At 38.8% G+C, this 16,947-nt stretch carries 18 protein-coding genes; 2 read left to right on the top strand and 16 right to left on the bottom strand.

The annotated features are described in order from the left end of the window. Window positions 1-60: 60 nt before the first annotated feature. A complete protein-coding gene (locus tag QMA08_RS10620) occupies window positions 61-1,347 on the bottom strand; it encodes a VCBS domain-containing protein (protein WP_290174487.1) in 1,287 nt (428 codons plus the stop codon). Between the two features lie 255 nt (window positions 1,348-1,602). On the opposite strand from QMA08_RS10620, the gene QMA08_RS10615 reads away from it, so the two are divergent. After that, window positions 1,603-1,842: an RNA-binding protein gene (locus QMA08_RS10615; protein WP_002958513.1), complete on the top strand. Its 240-nt coding sequence runs from the start codon at window positions 1,603-1,605 to the stop codon at window positions 1,840-1,842. Window positions 1,843-2,239: 397 nt separating this feature from the next. Continuing rightward, window positions 2,240-3,859, top strand: a complete 1,620-nt coding sequence (locus QMA08_RS10610) for a M28 family metallopeptidase (RefSeq protein WP_290174486.1) — start codon at window positions 2,240-2,242, stop codon at window positions 3,857-3,859. A 36-nt stretch (window positions 3,860-3,895) separates the two neighbouring features. On the opposite strand, the gene QMA08_RS10605 is transcribed toward QMA08_RS10610, so the two are convergent. The 15 genes from QMA08_RS10605 to QMA08_RS10535 form a co-directional block, all read right to left on the bottom strand. Continuing rightward, a complete protein-coding gene (locus QMA08_RS10605; protein ID WP_290174485.1) occupies window positions 3,896-4,843 on the bottom strand; it encodes a PDC sensor domain-containing protein in 948 nt (315 codons plus the stop codon). A 220-nt stretch (window positions 4,844-5,063) separates the two neighbouring features. Continuing rightward, window positions 5,064-5,279, bottom strand: coding sequence for an EF-hand domain-containing protein (locus QMA08_RS10600; protein WP_024597051.1), 216 nt, complete (start codon window positions 5,277-5,279; stop codon window positions 5,064-5,066). 80 nt (window positions 5,280-5,359) lie between these two features. Next, on the bottom strand, window positions 5,360-5,566 hold the full coding sequence (locus QMA08_RS10595; RefSeq protein WP_290174484.1) for a calmodulin: 207 nt from the start codon (window positions 5,564-5,566) through the stop codon (window positions 5,360-5,362). 169 nt (window positions 5,567-5,735) lie between these two features. Then, window positions 5,736-5,948, bottom strand: a complete 213-nt coding sequence (locus tag QMA08_RS10590) for a calmodulin (protein ID WP_007585535.1) — start codon at window positions 5,946-5,948, stop codon at window positions 5,736-5,738. A gap of 597 nt (window positions 5,949-6,545) precedes the next feature. Next, window positions 6,546-6,761 (bottom strand): TIGR02450 family Trp-rich protein, encoded by a 216-nt coding sequence (locus QMA08_RS10585; protein WP_290174483.1) that lies wholly within the window; start codon window positions 6,759-6,761, stop codon window positions 6,546-6,548. Between the two features lie 80 nt (window positions 6,762-6,841). Beyond that, window positions 6,842-7,195: a cupredoxin domain-containing protein gene (locus QMA08_RS10580; protein ID WP_290174482.1), complete on the bottom strand. Its 354-nt coding sequence runs from the start codon at window positions 7,193-7,195 to the stop codon at window positions 6,842-6,844. Between the two features lie 20 nt (window positions 7,196-7,215). Next, on the bottom strand, window positions 7,216-9,462 hold the full coding sequence (locus QMA08_RS10575) for a heavy metal translocating P-type ATPase (RefSeq protein ID WP_290174481.1): 2,247 nt from the start codon (window positions 9,460-9,462) through the stop codon (window positions 7,216-7,218). Continuing rightward, the gene (locus QMA08_RS10570) at window positions 9,452-9,895 is read right to left on the bottom strand and encodes a MerR family transcriptional regulator (RefSeq protein WP_290174480.1); all 444 of its coding nucleotides are present in this window, start codon (window positions 9,893-9,895) and stop codon (window positions 9,452-9,454) included. The genes QMA08_RS10575 and QMA08_RS10570 overlap by 11 nt, the downstream gene beginning before the upstream one ends. Window positions 9,896-10,403: 508 nt before the next feature. Next, on the bottom strand, window positions 10,404-10,901 hold the full coding sequence (locus tag QMA08_RS10565; RefSeq protein ID WP_182673883.1) for a DUF2059 domain-containing protein: 498 nt from the start codon (window positions 10,899-10,901) through the stop codon (window positions 10,404-10,406). Between the two features lie 130 nt (window positions 10,902-11,031). Then, window positions 11,032-11,364: a Na+/H+ antiporter subunit G gene (locus tag QMA08_RS10560; RefSeq protein ID WP_007378492.1), complete on the bottom strand. Its 333-nt coding sequence runs from the start codon at window positions 11,362-11,364 to the stop codon at window positions 11,032-11,034. Window positions 11,365-11,373: 9 nt separating this feature from the next. Then, window positions 11,374-11,643 (bottom strand): K+/H+ antiporter subunit F, encoded by a 270-nt coding sequence (locus QMA08_RS10555; protein ID WP_007378493.1) that lies wholly within the window; start codon window positions 11,641-11,643, stop codon window positions 11,374-11,376. Further along, window positions 11,637-12,173, bottom strand: coding sequence for a Na+/H+ antiporter subunit E (locus QMA08_RS10550; RefSeq protein WP_002958499.1), 537 nt, complete (start codon window positions 12,171-12,173; stop codon window positions 11,637-11,639). The genes QMA08_RS10555 and QMA08_RS10550 overlap by 7 nt, the downstream gene beginning before the upstream one ends. Then, entirely contained in the window at window positions 12,173-13,690 is a 1,518-nt protein-coding gene (locus QMA08_RS10545; RefSeq protein ID WP_182673884.1) for a monovalent cation/H+ antiporter subunit D, read from the bottom strand. The genes QMA08_RS10550 and QMA08_RS10545 overlap by 1 nt, the downstream gene beginning before the upstream one ends. Further along, window positions 13,687-14,040, bottom strand: a complete 354-nt coding sequence (locus tag QMA08_RS10540; RefSeq protein WP_010554685.1) for a Na+/H+ antiporter subunit C — start codon at window positions 14,038-14,040, stop codon at window positions 13,687-13,689. The genes QMA08_RS10545 and QMA08_RS10540 overlap by 4 nt, the downstream gene beginning before the upstream one ends. After that, complete coding sequence (locus tag QMA08_RS10535; RefSeq protein ID WP_290174479.1) at window positions 14,040-16,832, bottom strand: monovalent cation/H+ antiporter subunit A; 2,793 nt, start codon at window positions 16,830-16,832, stop codon at window positions 14,040-14,042. Before QMA08_RS10535 ends, QMA08_RS10540 begins: the two co-directional genes overlap by 1 nt. Window positions 16,833-16,947: the final 115 nt, after the last annotated feature.

The raw sequence follows: 16,947 nt of genomic DNA, 5'->3' as shown, positions 1-16,947 counted from the left end.
AAAAAGCCGTTAATGATGCATAATCATTAACGGCTTTTTCATGCTAATTGATAAAATAGCTTACTGCGCTATCTTACCTTTTGTAATAGATAAATCAGCAAACCTAACACGTTCTTCATCAGCGCGAAGGCTGTCGGTTTCAACAATTGAGCGGTAAATTCCCCACTTAGGACGAGCAAAATCCTCATCACTAAAGCCGCGCCACATATCTATGTTTTGCTCGCTTATATTAAATATCTCTGCATTATCGCTTAAGCGCGTTAACGTCATATCAAACTTGCCATTTTCACTAAATGTAGCTTGTACAAATACCTCGACCCATTCATCTGTAATGAGTGACCAGTCGGTTTCAATGAGGTTTTTATCAAGCCCCGTGCTGTTACCGTTTTCATCAAAGCCTGCACTATATCGCACTTGCAGCTGATTACCTGTACTGTTTTTTTGTGCTCCAGAGAGCGTAATAATAGGCTGATCGTCATTACCATTAGTATTATCGTTGCTGTCATTTCGGGCTTTTATTTGAAAAAAATGGCTAAACTTACTCGTAAGCTCAAGCTCGCTGCTTACTTTAAATTTCCAGCTATATTGAAATGTCTCACCCTCAAACGCCAGTGTTTCTTGTGGTGATTTATCGTAGGTCTTTATTTCGTTACGTTGTCTATCACTTACGCCTTTGTCTTTATCTTGGTCATCATCTCGGTGAGCTAAAAAGACAAAATGGTTACCAATTATCGTATCGGTATCTTCAAGAATATGGACAACACTTTGATGATTGCCAGCATATAGGTCTGGAGATTCAATTGACCCTTCGCCGAAGGCATTTTCAATAAGTGTGTATGCGTCAAGCCCCGAATTAACGCCATCTGATTGCAATAAAACGTGTGATATTTTCTCAAAGCCATCAGCTTGAGCTATTGGTGCACCTACAATTGTTATGATAATTTGTGCGCTAGTACCATCTACAGAGTTTACTGTTATTGTATCTTGTAGTGTTTCACCTTCACTTAAAGATGTTATTGATGCGTTTAAATCGTCAAGTGTGTATGACCAATCTCCACCAGCATTTAAGCTAAAAAAACCATAGCTTGTAGCGCTATTTTCTTGTGCTACAAAAGCAGCTTCACCTGATTGTTGATCCGTAATAGTTAATGAGCCTGTTATTGCATCATTACTATCGCTAATAACTTCACCTAGAGTGTTACCAGCAATTGTTGCAGGAGTTTGTGAAGAAATCGCTTCATTATTTTGTACCGTAGTATCAGAGCCTGAGCTGCCACAACCAGCAACTAAACAAGATAGAAGTATAGCTGTAACTGTATTGCACGGTTTAAGGGTATATTTAGACATGAGTAGCTCTGTGGTTAATAGTAAGTTAATTAAATATGAATTTACCAATTTATTGTACAAATAACCACAATTCAATTACCAATTAATATTACCAATTTACTGGTGTTTCAAATTTAATTATAAAATCTATTATTTTCATAGTGATACAAAAAACTATTTCTATAGAGCGTTTATTTATATTTGTTTTAAAATAAAATTAGGTTAAACCTGAGTTACTTGAGATAATTAATACTGACATAATTATTTAGGTTCATTATGAAACTATTAGTTCGTAACTTGTCTCGTGCTACCACTGAGCATGAGCTTCGTACTTTATTTGCAGAGCACGGTAAAGTGACTACCTGTAACTTGGTACTTGATAAAGAAACTGGTCAATCTAAAGGTTTTGCCTTTGTAGAAATGCCAAACGACATAGAAAGTAAAAGCGCAATTACTGCACTTAACCAATCTACTGTTGATAAAAGTAAGATCCGCGTAAAACTTGCAGACGCATAAAGCTAACTGCAACTTATGCTAAAAAACCAGCTAATGCTGGTTTTTTGCTTTTAGTGCCAAGTATCGTATTTAAGCTTTATATTTAGCTAAAAAACTAAGCGGTTATTAAATCGCTTTTTTTATACTTATAGTGCCCTGTATTATAAAAGAAGCAGACAGCACAAAAAATGTCTCCTGCTCAGCTAATATTGTAGCAGCAAAAAATGCAATGCCACTAGCTAAAAATAAATACCCGCTTTTTTTACATTGGCCCATTATGTGCTCCTTTAGATTGTTCGTTATTTATACACCTTATAAAATCAATCTGCAATTGAATGAAAAGTTCTCTATAAAAATTCGACATCGCTGCGGTGCTTCCTTTATATTGAAAGCCTAATTAAATAACAATATGAAGACTATGGCATCTACTCTTATAAAAAGCGCTAGCCTAAGCTTGCTAGTTGCCCTCTTTGGCTGCTCAGAGCCTGCAAGCGAGAAAACTCCATTAGAAAATACAGCAGGTGTAAGCCTTAGCAATATTAAACAGCATATTAGAACGCTAGCCTCTGATGACTTTGAAGGCCGAGGCCCACTTACTCATGGTGAAGTAAAAACCGTAGGCTACTTAAGCGAGCAATATAAAGCGCTAGGTTTAACCGGTGCTTATAAAGGTAAATACTTACAGCCTGTAAAAATGGCAATGGTGACAGCTAATCAGGATATGCAGTTAAAGGTAGGTGATTTAAGCTTTGAATCAGGTAAAGACTTTACCGCACGTACCGAGCAACTTCAGCCATTAATTGATGTACGCAATTCTGACATTGTATTTGTTGGCTATGGTATTAATGCACCAGAATATAACTGGAATGACTATAAAAATATTGATGTAACTGGTAAAACTGTGGTTGTGCTAGTTAACGATCCAGGCTTTGCTACTCAAAACGACGCCCTTTTTACTGGTAATGCAATGACCTACTATGGTCGTTGGACTTATAAATATGAAGAAGCCGCTCGCCAAGGTGCAAAGGCTGTATTTATTGTTCATGAAACAGCACCTGCGGCATATCCTTGGGGCGTAGTTGAAAGTTCAAACACCGGCACTAAATACACGTTAATGGATAACAATTTAAACGCGTCTAAATTACCGGTTATGGGCTGGCTAACACTTGATGCGACTGAGAAAATGTTTAACGCCGCAAAGCTTAACTACCAAGATTTAAAACAAGCAGCATTAAATGATGACTTTAAAGCGACGCCACTTAACTTAAAAGCAAACCTTGCCTTTAAAAACGAAGTATCACATGCAAAATCGCATAACGTAGTTGCACAAATTACAGGTAGCGAATCACCTGACGAATACGTTGTTATTAGCGCTCACTGGGACCACTTTGGTACTAAACAAACTGATACCGGCCCTAAGATTTATAACGGCGCGGTAGATAACGCTTCAGGCACTGCAGCCACGCTTGAAATAGCACGTATAATGAGCAAAATGAACAAGCAAAAACCATTTAAACGCTCAATTATTTTTGCTAACTTTACAGCAGAAGAAACGGGGTTAATTGGTTCTGAAGAATTTGCATCGGGTGCGGTTGTACCTACAAAACAAATGGTCGGTCTATTAAATATTGATGGCATGAACGTGCTTGATGGCACTGACTACATTTTACAATACGGTAAAGATTTATCGACAATGGAAAACTATTTAGCAAAGGCTGCAAAATCACAAGGCCGTGTTGTTAAAATGGACCCTCGCCCGCAAAATGGCTTGTTTTTTAGATCTGATCATTTCTCGCTTTCTAAGCAAGGCGTGCCTAGTTTATTATTTATGAGTCTGGGTGATACCGATCCTGAGTACATTGCGCATAAATACCATAAAGAAGCAGACGACTACTCAGCTGATTGGTCGTTAGGTGGTGTTAAGCAAGATATAGATCTTATTGTTGATATAGCCACACAGCTTGCAAATAATGGCGATTGGCCAAAGTGGACGAGCGAGTCTGACTTTAAAGCCAAACGCGCGCAAGATAAGCAATAAATAGCTATTAAATAGTTATGTAATATAAAAATCCTCCTACTTGGAGGATTTTTGTTTTAAACGAGCGCGCATTAATAGCGTTTCGGCCTTTGCCCCTAAATAAACATAAATAGCCAGTGCAATTAAAAGCCCCACTACTGCAAGCATCATCGCTATTGCAGGCATTAAATACTCCGATTGCCCCAACGCCGCTTTAAACATAGTTAACAGCGCCTCAATTGATATAGCAATTAACACGGTAGATATAAACCGTGTAATAGTGCGCCGCGTAGATGAGTGCCTAAAAATATCCTTATGCATCAGGATTTCTTCTTCGAGTATTGTTTTACCTAAATCGAATACTGCTAATGCTAGGGTGATGTAAATAATGATACTAAAGGGTTCAAGTGGATCTGATGAGGTATCTACATGGGTTAATAGCGCGTATATATCACTAAAAACGATATTCAGTAAAAATAATACTAAGCAAAATAAGCACGCCACAATAATACCGTAACCCGCTTTAAAGTAAGGCGACATATTAGCGCGCGCAGTATCACCCATTACAAACTCAATAAGCTGCGTTAAGCTCACATCGACGACCAAGTAATGTTGATTATTAATTGGTTTTTTTAGTTCTTTAATCGCCGATATACATAAATGGTTAGTCGCTATAGAAATGTAGGGATCAGTAAAGCACACTCTATCACTTGTTTTAGCGTTCAAAAAATAGGGTCGCTCACTTAAATCTTGTTGATTACCACTTTCACCTAATTTTTTGCTGTATGCGTGTTTAAAGCAGACGTTATTACCCTGCTGCAAACCTTCTGCATTTAAACAATATTGTAATTCTAAAAATGGGTACTGCTTAATCAGATAGCGAGTATCACGTTCTTTAGTTAATCCGTCCTCAATACTCATTAAAATAGATTCAAGTAAACTGTGTATTACATGCTCATATTCGTGGTAGCGTTCAACACTACTGATATAACTCATTCGCGCCATTTTAAATACTCATTAACCTAAGTTATAAATAGATTTGCAAGTTTAAAACCAACAATAAAATAACTTAACAATCAGTAACTTGACACTATTCAAACTCAACTTTTGCACTACTTTGGTGACTACATAGTAATATATTAAATTAAATGCACAAAAAAGCAGCTAAGTATTAATTACTTAGCTGCTTTGTGAGTATGACTGGTAAGGCTCTACATAGAGCTTATTACTGAACCTTCGAAAACTCTTCTTTAGATAACTCGCCATTTCCATCTGTATCTAATTGATCAAAAAGCTGTACTAGTTGCGAGTTTACTTGGGCTTCTGTTTTGCTAATTACGCCGTCGCCATCTGTATCAAAAGAATCAAAATCTACCGCAGCAAACGCCGCTGAAGAAGAAGCTAGGGCTACAAGAGCTAGAGTTTTATGTAATGTTTTCATAATCGTTTCCTTAGGCTTTGGGCCTGATTAGGGGTAAGAAGTCCTTTTCAAAGATCCTTTAGGAGTAAAGTGTCTATAAATTAATATTCAAAAAAATCATTTTCTGTCGGACCACCGCTACTTTGAACATTCAGCTCGTCAAATTGCTCTATCACTTGCGCCGATTCTTCAGCTTGGCTAATTGAAGCGTTGTCGTCTGCGTCGCGTGTTTCAAAGTCTGTGTTTGCAAATACTACTGACGAAGAAACAATAGCCATAAGTACAAATGTTGATTGTAGCTTTTTCATAATTTAATCCTTCAAAAGTATGCGGTGTCCTAAATAAATTTGCTCTATAGTGCTCTCTAGTCACTTCCTGGTTATTCTTTTTAGTAGGCTCCCTTGCCTACTTAGGTTGTCTTTGGCAACTCAGAATTTAGATAACATCACAGAGCATTAACTGCTTAAGGCTTTAATTTTAGGCCTTAGAAAACTCATCTTCAGATAGCTCACCATCTTGGTTTGTATCGAGTTCTTCAAATTTGCTTAAAAGCTCAGCATCTACTGAAGCTTCGGCTTGGCTGATTGCGCCATTACCATCTACGTCTAACGTATCAAAATCTGTTGCTGCAAAAGCCGCTGATGAAGAAGCTAGCGCCATTAGTACTAATGTTGATTGAAATGTTTTCATAATAGTATTCCTTCATTGGGTTGTTGCGATTAAGGCCTCTGGCTTTCATCACGTTTTGCTTAATACACTGTAGGTATTACAACTTCGGTGCCACTTTTTATTTATTATTTAAAAACAATGAGTTAAATGATATAAAGCGAGAAAAGCTTAATTTGGGGAGGTGTTATTGTTGCTATTTAGCAACAGTCATTTAACTAAAAAAAATAAACCCATAAAAATCAATTGGTTAAGTTTAATTAAAAAGACACACTTTTGCTAAAAAGCCAATAAGGGGGCGTTTAGGTTAGCCTTCAAAATAAACTGAATATGAACATGGAAATTACATCGGATTTATTTGCGGCTATTAAATAATTAATTTACTTATAATCAGTAAGTTACATTGTTTTTGAAATTTATTATAAAAATTTTGGAAAGATATTTTGAAATTAACTGTTTTGTTGCCAAATGGCGAATTTATTTAGGAAGGTTTCAATGCTAAAGCTAAGTTGTAGCATTCAACTCATAGTTTAATGCGCTGTAAAACATAGGTTCGCTTGAGTTAAGCAAACCTACATCGTGTGCCAGCTATTGGAGTGAGGTAAATTATATAGATTTAAACTACTTCCACCCTTGCAGCCACTTTTGGTTATCTTTTAAATCTCGCCAACTAATTGGATATTGATTATTTGACATAACAGCCTCGGTAATACATTCAATTACATTACCGTCTTCATCAAATTCCACCTCAACAATAATGAAGTGTTTTTCTTTATTTATAGCAGGTGTTGCGGTCCATTTACTATTCAATAATTTTTTAGGGTTTAGTTTATTCATTTAGTATAACGACTCCTACTCATCTATTTATACAGCTTATGTAAGGCAACTATACGACCCCAACACCTACTTAGTTCAGGTTACTGAGCAACTAGCTTGCCCTTATACATTTGCATTTGGCAATGAAAGTCGTATTCACCGGCTTCAAGCGCAGGTAGTTTAACTGTATTGCCATCACCCATTGCCAGCGTTTTACTTATATCAAGCTGTGGAAATACCACTGTTTCGGCGCACGGCGCGCTGTCTTTTCTATCAAAGGTAAGTACAACCTCTTTGTTGGCTGCCACTATAATATGTCCTGGCTTATAAACACCGTTATCAACGACTATCGTTACTTTGTTGTCATCACTTTGTGTTTGCTCTGGTTTGTATAGCCAAAACCAATAAATAATTGCGGCTATTAACAGTGCACCACCTATATTAATCATCAACATAATGTACTCCTTAGCTTAAATTACGATTTATTTGGTTTGAAAAAACGTAAGCGATTAGCGTTACTTACCACTGTAAGCGATGAAAGTGCCATAGCTGCACCTGCAACAACAGGGTTAAGTAGTATGCCAAAAAATGGATACAACACGCCGGCTGCAATCGGAATACCCGCCACGTTATAAATAAAGGCACCAAATAGGTTTTGTTTAATATTTGAAATAGTTGCATTACTCACTGCAATTGCATCAGCAAGACCATGTAATGAACCACGCATTAAGGTAATGTCTGCACTTTCTATTGCAACATCGGTACCTGTACCAATTGCAAATCCTACGTCGGCTTGTGCAAGTGCGGGAGCATCGTTAATACCGTCACCTGTCATACCCACTATTTCACCGTTTGCTTGGCGCTTTGTTACTTCGTTTACTTTGTCATCGGGCATTACTTCTGCAATAAAGTCATCAATACCGACTTGCTTAGCAACGGCTTGTGCAGTGGCTTTGTTGTCACCTGTTAGCATAACTAGGTGGATACCTTTATCTTGCAGGCGTTTAATAGCTTCAACTGAATCCTCTTTAATTGGATCGGCTACTGCAATAATAGCGTGGAGCTTATTATTACTTGCAAAATACATGGGTGTTTTAGCATCACTGGCAAGTGTTTGAGCTTGCTCGATTGCATCATCAACGGCCACGTTGTATTTATCCATTAGCGCTTTATTGCCAAACAACAATGTTTGCCCGTCAACACTGCCAGTGACACCTTTACCTGTAATTGCGTTAAAGTCGGCTACTTTACTTAAAGCTAAGCCCTGCTTTTTAGCGTGTGCCGTAATTGCTTGGGCCAGTGGATGCTCTGAGCTACTTTCAAGGCTTGCAACAAGTTGCATTACTGTATTTTCATCACTGTTATTAAAGGTAACTACATCGGTAACTTGCGGTGTGCCTTGAGTAATAGTGCCTGTTTTATCTAAAATCATGGTGGTGATTTTAGATGTTGTTTGCAGCGACTCACCATTTCGAATTAATATTCCTGACTCTGCAGCTTTACCAATACCCACCATAACTGACATAGGGGTTGCGAGTCCTAGCGCACAAGGACAAGCAATAATAAGTACAGTGGTAACCGCAACAACGGCATAAGCAATTGATGGCTCAGGTCCGAAGTTTAACCATGCAAGGCCTGCAAGCACCGCAATAATCATGACTGTTGGTACAAATATTCCTGATATAACATCAGCTAAGCGCCCTATTGATGGCTTTGAGTTTTGTGCACGCTTTACCATATTGATAATATTGGCAAGTGTGGTTTCGCTACCAATGTGCGTGGCTTTAAATAATAAAGTGCCACTTTTATTAATACTTCCGGCAACGACTTTGTCGCCCGTTTTTTTGCTTACAGCCATTGGCTCACCAGTAAGCATTGACTCATCAACCGTACTGCTGCCTTCAATAACATTGCCATCCACAGGGATTTTTTCACCCGGGCGTACGCGTACTTCATCATTTTTTACAACATCACTAATGTCGATGTCTTGCTCTTGACCATCGCGAATTACGCGTGCAGTTTTTGGTTGCAGGCCAATTAAGCGTTTAATTGCTTGTGAGGTGCGCCCACGTGCTTTTACTTCAAAAGCGAGCCCTAAACTAATTAAACCGATGATCATCGATGATGCTTCAAAATATACGTGTCTTGCAACTTGTGGTAATAAGTTTGGTGCTATTACCACAAACATTGAATACAGCCACGCAGTACCTGTACCAAGCGCTATTAATGTATCCATATTGGCAGCATGGTTTTTGAATGCCTGCCATGCACCGTTGTAAAATTGTTTACCTGATATAGCCATAACCACAAGCGTGACTATACCCACTAAAAACCAGGCTATTCGTTGTGTGTCGGTGGTCACACTCATGTCAAAAATAAGCCCGTATATCATTAACGGCGCACCGACCCCTAACGCTAATATCATATTACGCATTAGCTTTTTATAATGTGCCTCATCCGACTTTGCTTTTTCATCAAGTGCATCTTGATCAGACTCGTTACTCATTGGCTTAGCTGAATAACCAATGTTTTCGACTGCTTTAATAAGCGTGCTTTCGCGGGCTTTACCTTCTACACGGACAGTACGCTGTGCAAAGTTCATTTCCACGTTTTGCGCGCCTTGCACGCTATTAAGAGCTTTTTCAATTTTAGCCACACAACTGCCGCAATTAGCACCCTCAATAATAAAGTTTTGCGCGGTGTCTTTTGTATTAGTCGTCATTACGCTGCTCCTTATTTGCAGAATCGTTTATTGGATCAACAAAAGATTCTATTAAACTACATACGTCACTGGCATTTGCACCATCGGCTGATGTATCCCATTGCGCCAGAGCTGCATGCATTCTGTTTCGTAATTTTAATGTTTCTTGAAATAGTGCTTCGGTTTCTTCTAGGCGTTTAGTAATGAGTTTACGCGTTAACGGACAAGGACAATTCCCATGCTCTGACTCGCCTATAATGTGTTGAATATCTTTAAGTGAAAAACCTAGTTGACGAGAGCTAATAATAAACCTTAAACGCTGCTGGTCTTGCTTTGTATACTCTTGATAGCCATTTTCTTCACTGCGTATTGGGTTAAGTAACCCAATACGTGTGTAATGACGAACAGTATCGGCAGTCACGCCCATTAACTTAGCGAGTTGTTTAACATACATAATTTAGCTCCGTCGTGTTTCAGTAGCTTCATAATAAACCTAGGTGCAACACATAGGTCAATGACTATTTTAAAACTAATAAAATAATACCAATTCGCTTAATTAAGTAACCTATTTAAGACAATAAAATCGTATTGATAACAAGGCAAAGGTTTCGTTATTTAGTTCTTATCACTAATTGCCTCTGCATCCATGCAGTCGTATATCAAAATGTTTAACGCAGTTAACGCCGAATTTAATCCCTCAAATTGATTAAGTATTGTTGCTCATTAATATAATGACACAAACATAATTAACTTAAGCTGATATCGGGCGTGTATTATCTGGAGGGGGCGTAATTTAGCAGAGAAGCGCCTAAGTAAGGCGCGTATTAATCTAAGGGCGTGTTGATCATTGGTGATTTAATTTATGCAGACTGTTTGGTCTTTAGGCAAGGCAGAGCCTATGTAGTGTGGTTATTCTCCATAAATAGGCGATAACGCAGCATAAATACCAAACATGCGCTGCCCTAGTTTGATTCGCTACGGCTTTGCTCTAATTCGTCGCTTAGTTGCTGCGCTAAAGTTTGTATTTTAGGCATAGCATCTTTCATTAAGCTTTGTGACATTTGCATAGACTCTTGCATTACAACAGGCATTTTTTCAAGTATTTTTTGCCCTGTATCTGTTTTATAAAACGCTAGCATATCGGCAATTTCTTGCTCACTAAAATGCTTGTCGTATACATTGACCATCATTGGCTGCATTTTAGCCCAACTCATCTCAGTTTTTAATACCGTCGTCATGTCGCCGTAGTACTTATCAAAAATTGCTTGCTCAGAAGGCTTAACACCCATTTGGTCTGACATGCCTTTCATCATACCTTCAACCTGGCCGTACATAGAATCGACCATTGAATCTAAATTCATTACTTTAATGAGTTCATCTATTTTTTGCTGCTTAGTATTTTGTTCAGCATATAAACTACTAGAAAAAATTAGCAATGATAAAAGTAGTACCTTACCCATAATAATATCCTTTCATATAAATAATGGATTTATAGTCACATGAATAGTTTGTATTGTAAAGGGTACAAGCAATCATTAAAAAGGCCGAATAAAATGTATTTATTCGGCCTTTTATAAATTAATTTTTGCGTTAGTCGTCTTCTACATTATCTAGGCCTTTAGTGCCTTCTTTGGCTTTTAGCTTATGATGAATAGCTGACTTTATTAGCATGTAACCACTAATCGGTGCCGTAATTAGTAAAAATATAGTAATGAGTATTTCTTTAACACTTAGGCCATGCCCTGAATTTGCAAAATAAACCATAGCAGCAATTAACATACTCGCCATGCCCAACGTGGTTGCTTTAGTTGGTCCATGTAAACGCATAAAAAAGTCAGGTAGTTTAATTAAACCTATTGAGCCAATTAAAATAAACGTACCACCAAATAACAATAATATTGATACAACCCATTCGCTGATCATGTTTTCACCTTATTCAATTATATCGCCACGTAGTAAATACTTACACACTGCAACCGTACTTATAAAACCGAGCATGGCAATAAGCAGTGCAGCTTCAAAATAAAGCCCTGTATCCATACTAATGCTGTATAAAATAATCAGTGCGATGACGTTAATGTACATAGTGTCGAGCGCTAAAACACGGTCAGGCACTGACGGACCGATGATCAATCGCCATAAATTAAGCAATAATGATAAGCCAATCATCGAAAAAACAATGAGTAATACAGTATCTAACATTGAAATATCTCCTTTAGTGGAGCTTCGTAGCGTTGTTTTATTTGTTTGATAAGTGCTTCTTCATCTTTAAGATCAAGCACATGTATCAGTAAGTAGCGTTGCGTTGGCTCTTCACCTTCAGGTAGCGACTCAGCAATTGGATAAACCTCTGCACTCACAGTACCAGGTGTAAGCGATACACAACTAGCCAATATAGTAATTGGCATGTCGTGTGTTAAATCTATAGGAACTTTTATAAAGGCCGGACGCAATTTTTTTGATGGTCCAAGTATAAGTAAAGCCACTTGTAAATTTGCAACAACAATATCGTACAGCACTATAAGTAACTGCTTAAGCGCCAAGCCTGGCTTTAAAATCAGTGGCTGAGGGTCTCGAAACGAAAAACTTAGAATAGGGATAAGTATCGCAAAAATAGTCGCTAATACTAAGTGCCCTACCGATACGCTATTGTTTAACAATAACCAAACCATAAACAAAAATAAGCTACGAAATGGCGTTGGTAACCAACGAAAACGGGCTTGTAATCTCATCACATGCCTCCTTTAAGTACAGCATTAATACCGCCGCTTAGATCATGTAACTGAGTAGCAGCATTTAGCATATATTCACTTATTGGTCCGCCCAAAATAACGAGCAATGGCGAACACGCAAGTAAAGCTATAATTACTGTTACCTGCAACGGATGTGCACTTGCACAATCGGCATTTTCGCTATTTTTGCTTCTATGCTCCCAGAACAAAGTTGTGCCAGCGCGCGAAAGCGCTACTAACAACGCAAAACTTGTTACTAAATATACTGGCCAAAATAGTAAAGCTTGCTCACTATTTAATGTCGCTTTAAGTATCCAAATTTTACCTACAAAGCCTGACAGTGGTGGCATACCAACTACCGTTAAGGACGCAATAATAAAGCACACACCTAATAAAAATGGCTGTTTTACAGAGCGACCAGCTACTAGTCTATCGCCAACTTTACCGCGCTGGATTGAAACTAAGTCTGCTAGTAAAAATAGTGCGGCACTAACAAGTGTTGAATGCACTAAATAATATAAAAGTGCAGCAGTGGCATTTACATTTTGTAACGCGATTAGCGCAACCAGCGTACCTACCGATACTAATACTAAGTTAGAGGTGAGTTTACGTAAGTCTTGTGCAGCCATCACACCAATTGCACCTACTATAATGGTCGCAATTGCTAAGCCCCAAAGCCAAGGCTGCGCCATGTGTTCAAGCGCTCCGGCTTGTTCACCAAATATCACCGTATAAACACGAAGCATAGCGTAAACGCCTACTTTGGTCATAATCGCAAACAATGCAGCAACCACAGGTTTAGCACTTGCGTAAGTATTTGGAAGCCATAAATGCAGAGGTAATAGTGCGCCTTTTAAAGCAAATACTATTAATAGTAGTAAGCCACCTGCTTTTGCTAGATATACATCATCACCTGTAAGTAGTGATACCTTTTGCGTCATATCTGCAATATTAAGCGTACCAAGCACACCGTACAAAATACCCAAACCGATTAAAAATACGCTTGAGCCAACTAAATTCAATATTACATATTGCAATGCCGCACGAGTGTTTTGTTTATCACCTGCATGCATTAACAATGCATAAGATGCAATCAGTAGCACTTCAAAAAATACAAATAGATTAAATAAATCGCCAGTTAAAAACGCGCCATTTACACCTAATATCAAAAAGTGAACAAGTGGGTGATAAAAGCTGCCTTTTTCATCATCGCCAGCACTACCATATAAAATAGCGCCCAAACCTAAAAATGAAGTTAACGTAACCAATAAGGTAGACAACATATCGGCTACTAAGACTATTCCAAATGGTGCAGACCAATTACCAATAGCGTAAACGTTAATACCCGTATTATTAACATGTACAAGTAAAAGCACACTAATGGCAAAAGTAGCTATTGCCATTACAATTGAAACTAAGCGGCGAATTTTAACGCTTTTACCACATGGTGGCAGCAATAAAATAACGGCCGTCAGCATAGGTAATAAAATAGGGAGCGAAGCTAAATGTTGGATCATTTTTGCTCCTTATTATCTGCAGAGGTGTTAGGCACATAACCATCAACATGGTCGCTACCTAAATCGGCGCGTCCACGTATTGCCAAAATAACCACGAATGCGGTCATCGCAAAACCAATAACAATAGCTGTAAGCACTAAAGCTTGAGGTAGAGGATCGGCGTATTCTGTACCAGTACCAAGCACTACCGCTTTATTAATAGTAAGACGACCTGCTGAAAACAAAAATAAGTTAACAGCATATGAAATCATAGTAAGCCCAAGTACTACAGGGAACGTACGAGCTCTTAGCAGTAAAAACACACCGCAACTGACCAATACTCCAACGCAAGATGCGTACAATAATTCCATTAAATATTTACCTCTTTTTTCTGGGTATCTGCCGTCATATTACCTAAGCTTGCCAAAATCATTAGCGTAGCGCCTACAACCGTTAAGTAAACACCTAGGTCAAATGCAATCGCGCTGGCAAGCTCTGTTTTACCGACAAACGGAATATCAAAGTAGTCAAACCAAGTTGTTAAAAATGGCTTATCAAAGAACCAGCTACCCACACCAGTGAACAGTGAAATACCAATGCCTGAAGCTATGATTTTACGATAATTAACATCAAAACGTCCGTTTATCCATGCTGTACCATGCGCCATGTATTGCAAAATAAACGCGATTGACGTTACCAGTCCTGCAATAAAGCCACCGCCAGGTAAGTTATGTCCGCGTAAGAAAATATATGCAGAAACCAATAACGCAAGCGGTAATAAACTTTGTGAAATACTCGCCAATAATATTGGATGGCGCTCTCGTGCCCATGGGCGCCCTTCGCTGTCACTTGCTGGCATAAATAATGGGATTCGAGAAAGTACTTTAAATATACCTAATGCGGCAATGCCTAATACGGTAATTTCACCAAGCGTATCAAAGCCCCTAAAGTCGACTAAAATAACGTTAACTACATTAGTACCACCGCCACCAATTTTAGCGTTAGCAATAAAGAAGTCTGAGATTGAATCTAGCGGGCGTGTAAGTAATGCATAACAGATACTCGCTATAACTACACCTAACGTAGAGGCAATCCCTAAATCTCGAAGTACGCGTAATGAACTTGATTCTTTTGGCGTATGCTGGGGCAAGAAAAACAATGCCAGCATAAGTAAAATAATAGTAACAACCTCAACAGTTAACTGTGTAAGCGCTAAATCTGGAGCAGAAAAACGTGTGAACACAACCGATACCATTAACCCTACAATTGAGAGCATTAACAACGATACCATTCGAGAGCGATGCCAAATAACGGTAGCAAGAGCACCAATAATCAATAAGCCCGCACCAATTGCATTGTGAACATCAACAGGGGTAAGTGGCATGCTGCCAGCAAGTTGTTGCATTTCAAATAATGGCCAACCGGCACACAGTAAGACTACCGCTAACATAATTACTAGGTAGCGCTGCAGCGATCCATTTTCGATACTGCTTACCTTTGACTGACACCAAGCAACAACACTTAAAATTACACGTTCAAAGGTTTTTTTAGCATTTAAAGGTGGTAATGACGCTTGAAACTGAAATAGATATTTACGATTAATATAAATAAATAAACCGCCAGCAATCGCCATTGCACTCATTAATAGAGGCAAGTTAAACCCGTGCCAAATAGCCAATTCGTAAACTGGCATTTCTTTTCCAAGTACAGCTAAAGAGGCCGCAGATAAAATGCCATCAATTGTAAAGTGTGGGAACATACCCACTAGCAAACAAATCACAACTAATATTTCTATTGGTACTCGCATATAACGTGGCGGTTCGTGCGGCGTGCGAGGTAAATCGATTGGCTCACCATTAAAGAACACGTCATGAATAAAGCGTGCGGAGTACGCAACAGCTAATGCGCCTGCAACCGTTGCCAGTACTGGAATTAACCACGACATAGAACCAAGCACTTGCTGATGCAGCGTTTCTGCAAAAAACATCTCTTTAGACAAGAAGCCATTAAGTAATGGAACCCCTGCCATTGCAGCCGCCGCGACCATTGCAAGCGTTGCAGTGTATGGTAAGTATCGCCACATACCATTTAATTTACGCATATCGCGCGTGCCCGTTTCGTGATCAATAATACCAACGGCCATAAATAACGACGCTTTAAACGTTGCATGGTTAATTATATGAAATATAGCAGCAACAGTCGCAAGCTCAGTATCAAGCCCGAGTAATAGCGTTATTAAACCCAAATGGCTTATTGTTGAGTAGGCTAACAATCCTTTTAAATCGTGTTTGAATAATGCTATGTAAGCACCAAACAACAGCGTAGCTAAACCTGTTAATCCAACAAGTAAGAACCACGTATCAGTGCCAGCTAAAGCCGGATGAAAACGTGCTAACAAAAATATACCGGCTTTTACCATGGTTGCAGAATGTAAATACGCGCTCACTGGCGTAGGCGCTGCCATTGCATGAGGAAGCCAAAAATGAAATGGAAATTGTGCCGATTTAGTAAACGCACCCAATAGCACCAATACTAATGCTACTTCGTATAAATCGTGAGATTGAATTATCGCTTTACTCGCTAGGATAACATCTAGGTCATAACTACCAACAATATCACCTAATAGCATTAAGCCTGCAAGTAACGCTAAGCCGCCCGCGCCTGTTACAGCAAGAGCCATACGAGCACCCTTTCGCGCTTCAGACTTATGCCACCAAAAACTAATTAATAAAAATGAGCTGATGCTCGTTAATTCCCAAAACAACCACAGCTGAATAACATTGTTAGACATAACAATGCCAAGCATTGCGGTCATAAACAGCATTAAATAACTATATAACTTAGCCATTGAGTCGTTGGCACTGAGGTAGTAACGCGTGTAGAGGATAACGAGCAAGCCTATGCCTAAAATCATAAACATAAACAATAAACTGAGGCCGTCTAACCGCAGAGATAGGTCGAGCCCTATTGACGGGATCCAAGCGAAAGAGTAAAGAATGGTTTCGCCCGCTAAAACTGCAGGTGCATGGTATAAAGTTATTCCCAAAGCCGTTAAAGGCGCAAGAGCCGTTAAACTAGTGCTTAAATTGCGGGATAACTTACCTGTGCATGCAGAAATAACACTGCCAATTAAGGATAACAAGGGTATCCAGAGCAAAGTCATAATGTAGGGCCTTTTATAATCATAAGTTTATCAGGGCATCTCTTTTTAATACTAAGGGATGCTTTTACTGCCTGTTTTTAAACGACATTAATGACTATAGTTATACTGAAAAACA

It is taken from the genome of Pseudoalteromonas sp. APC 3355, assembly GCF_030407615.1.
In the GTDB taxonomy this organism is placed as follows: Bacteria; Pseudomonadota; Gammaproteobacteria; order Enterobacterales; family Alteromonadaceae; genus Pseudoalteromonas; species Pseudoalteromonas distincta.
The sequence above is the reverse complement of the archived record's forward strand: the minus strand, read 5'-3'. Positions and strand labels throughout refer to the sequence as shown.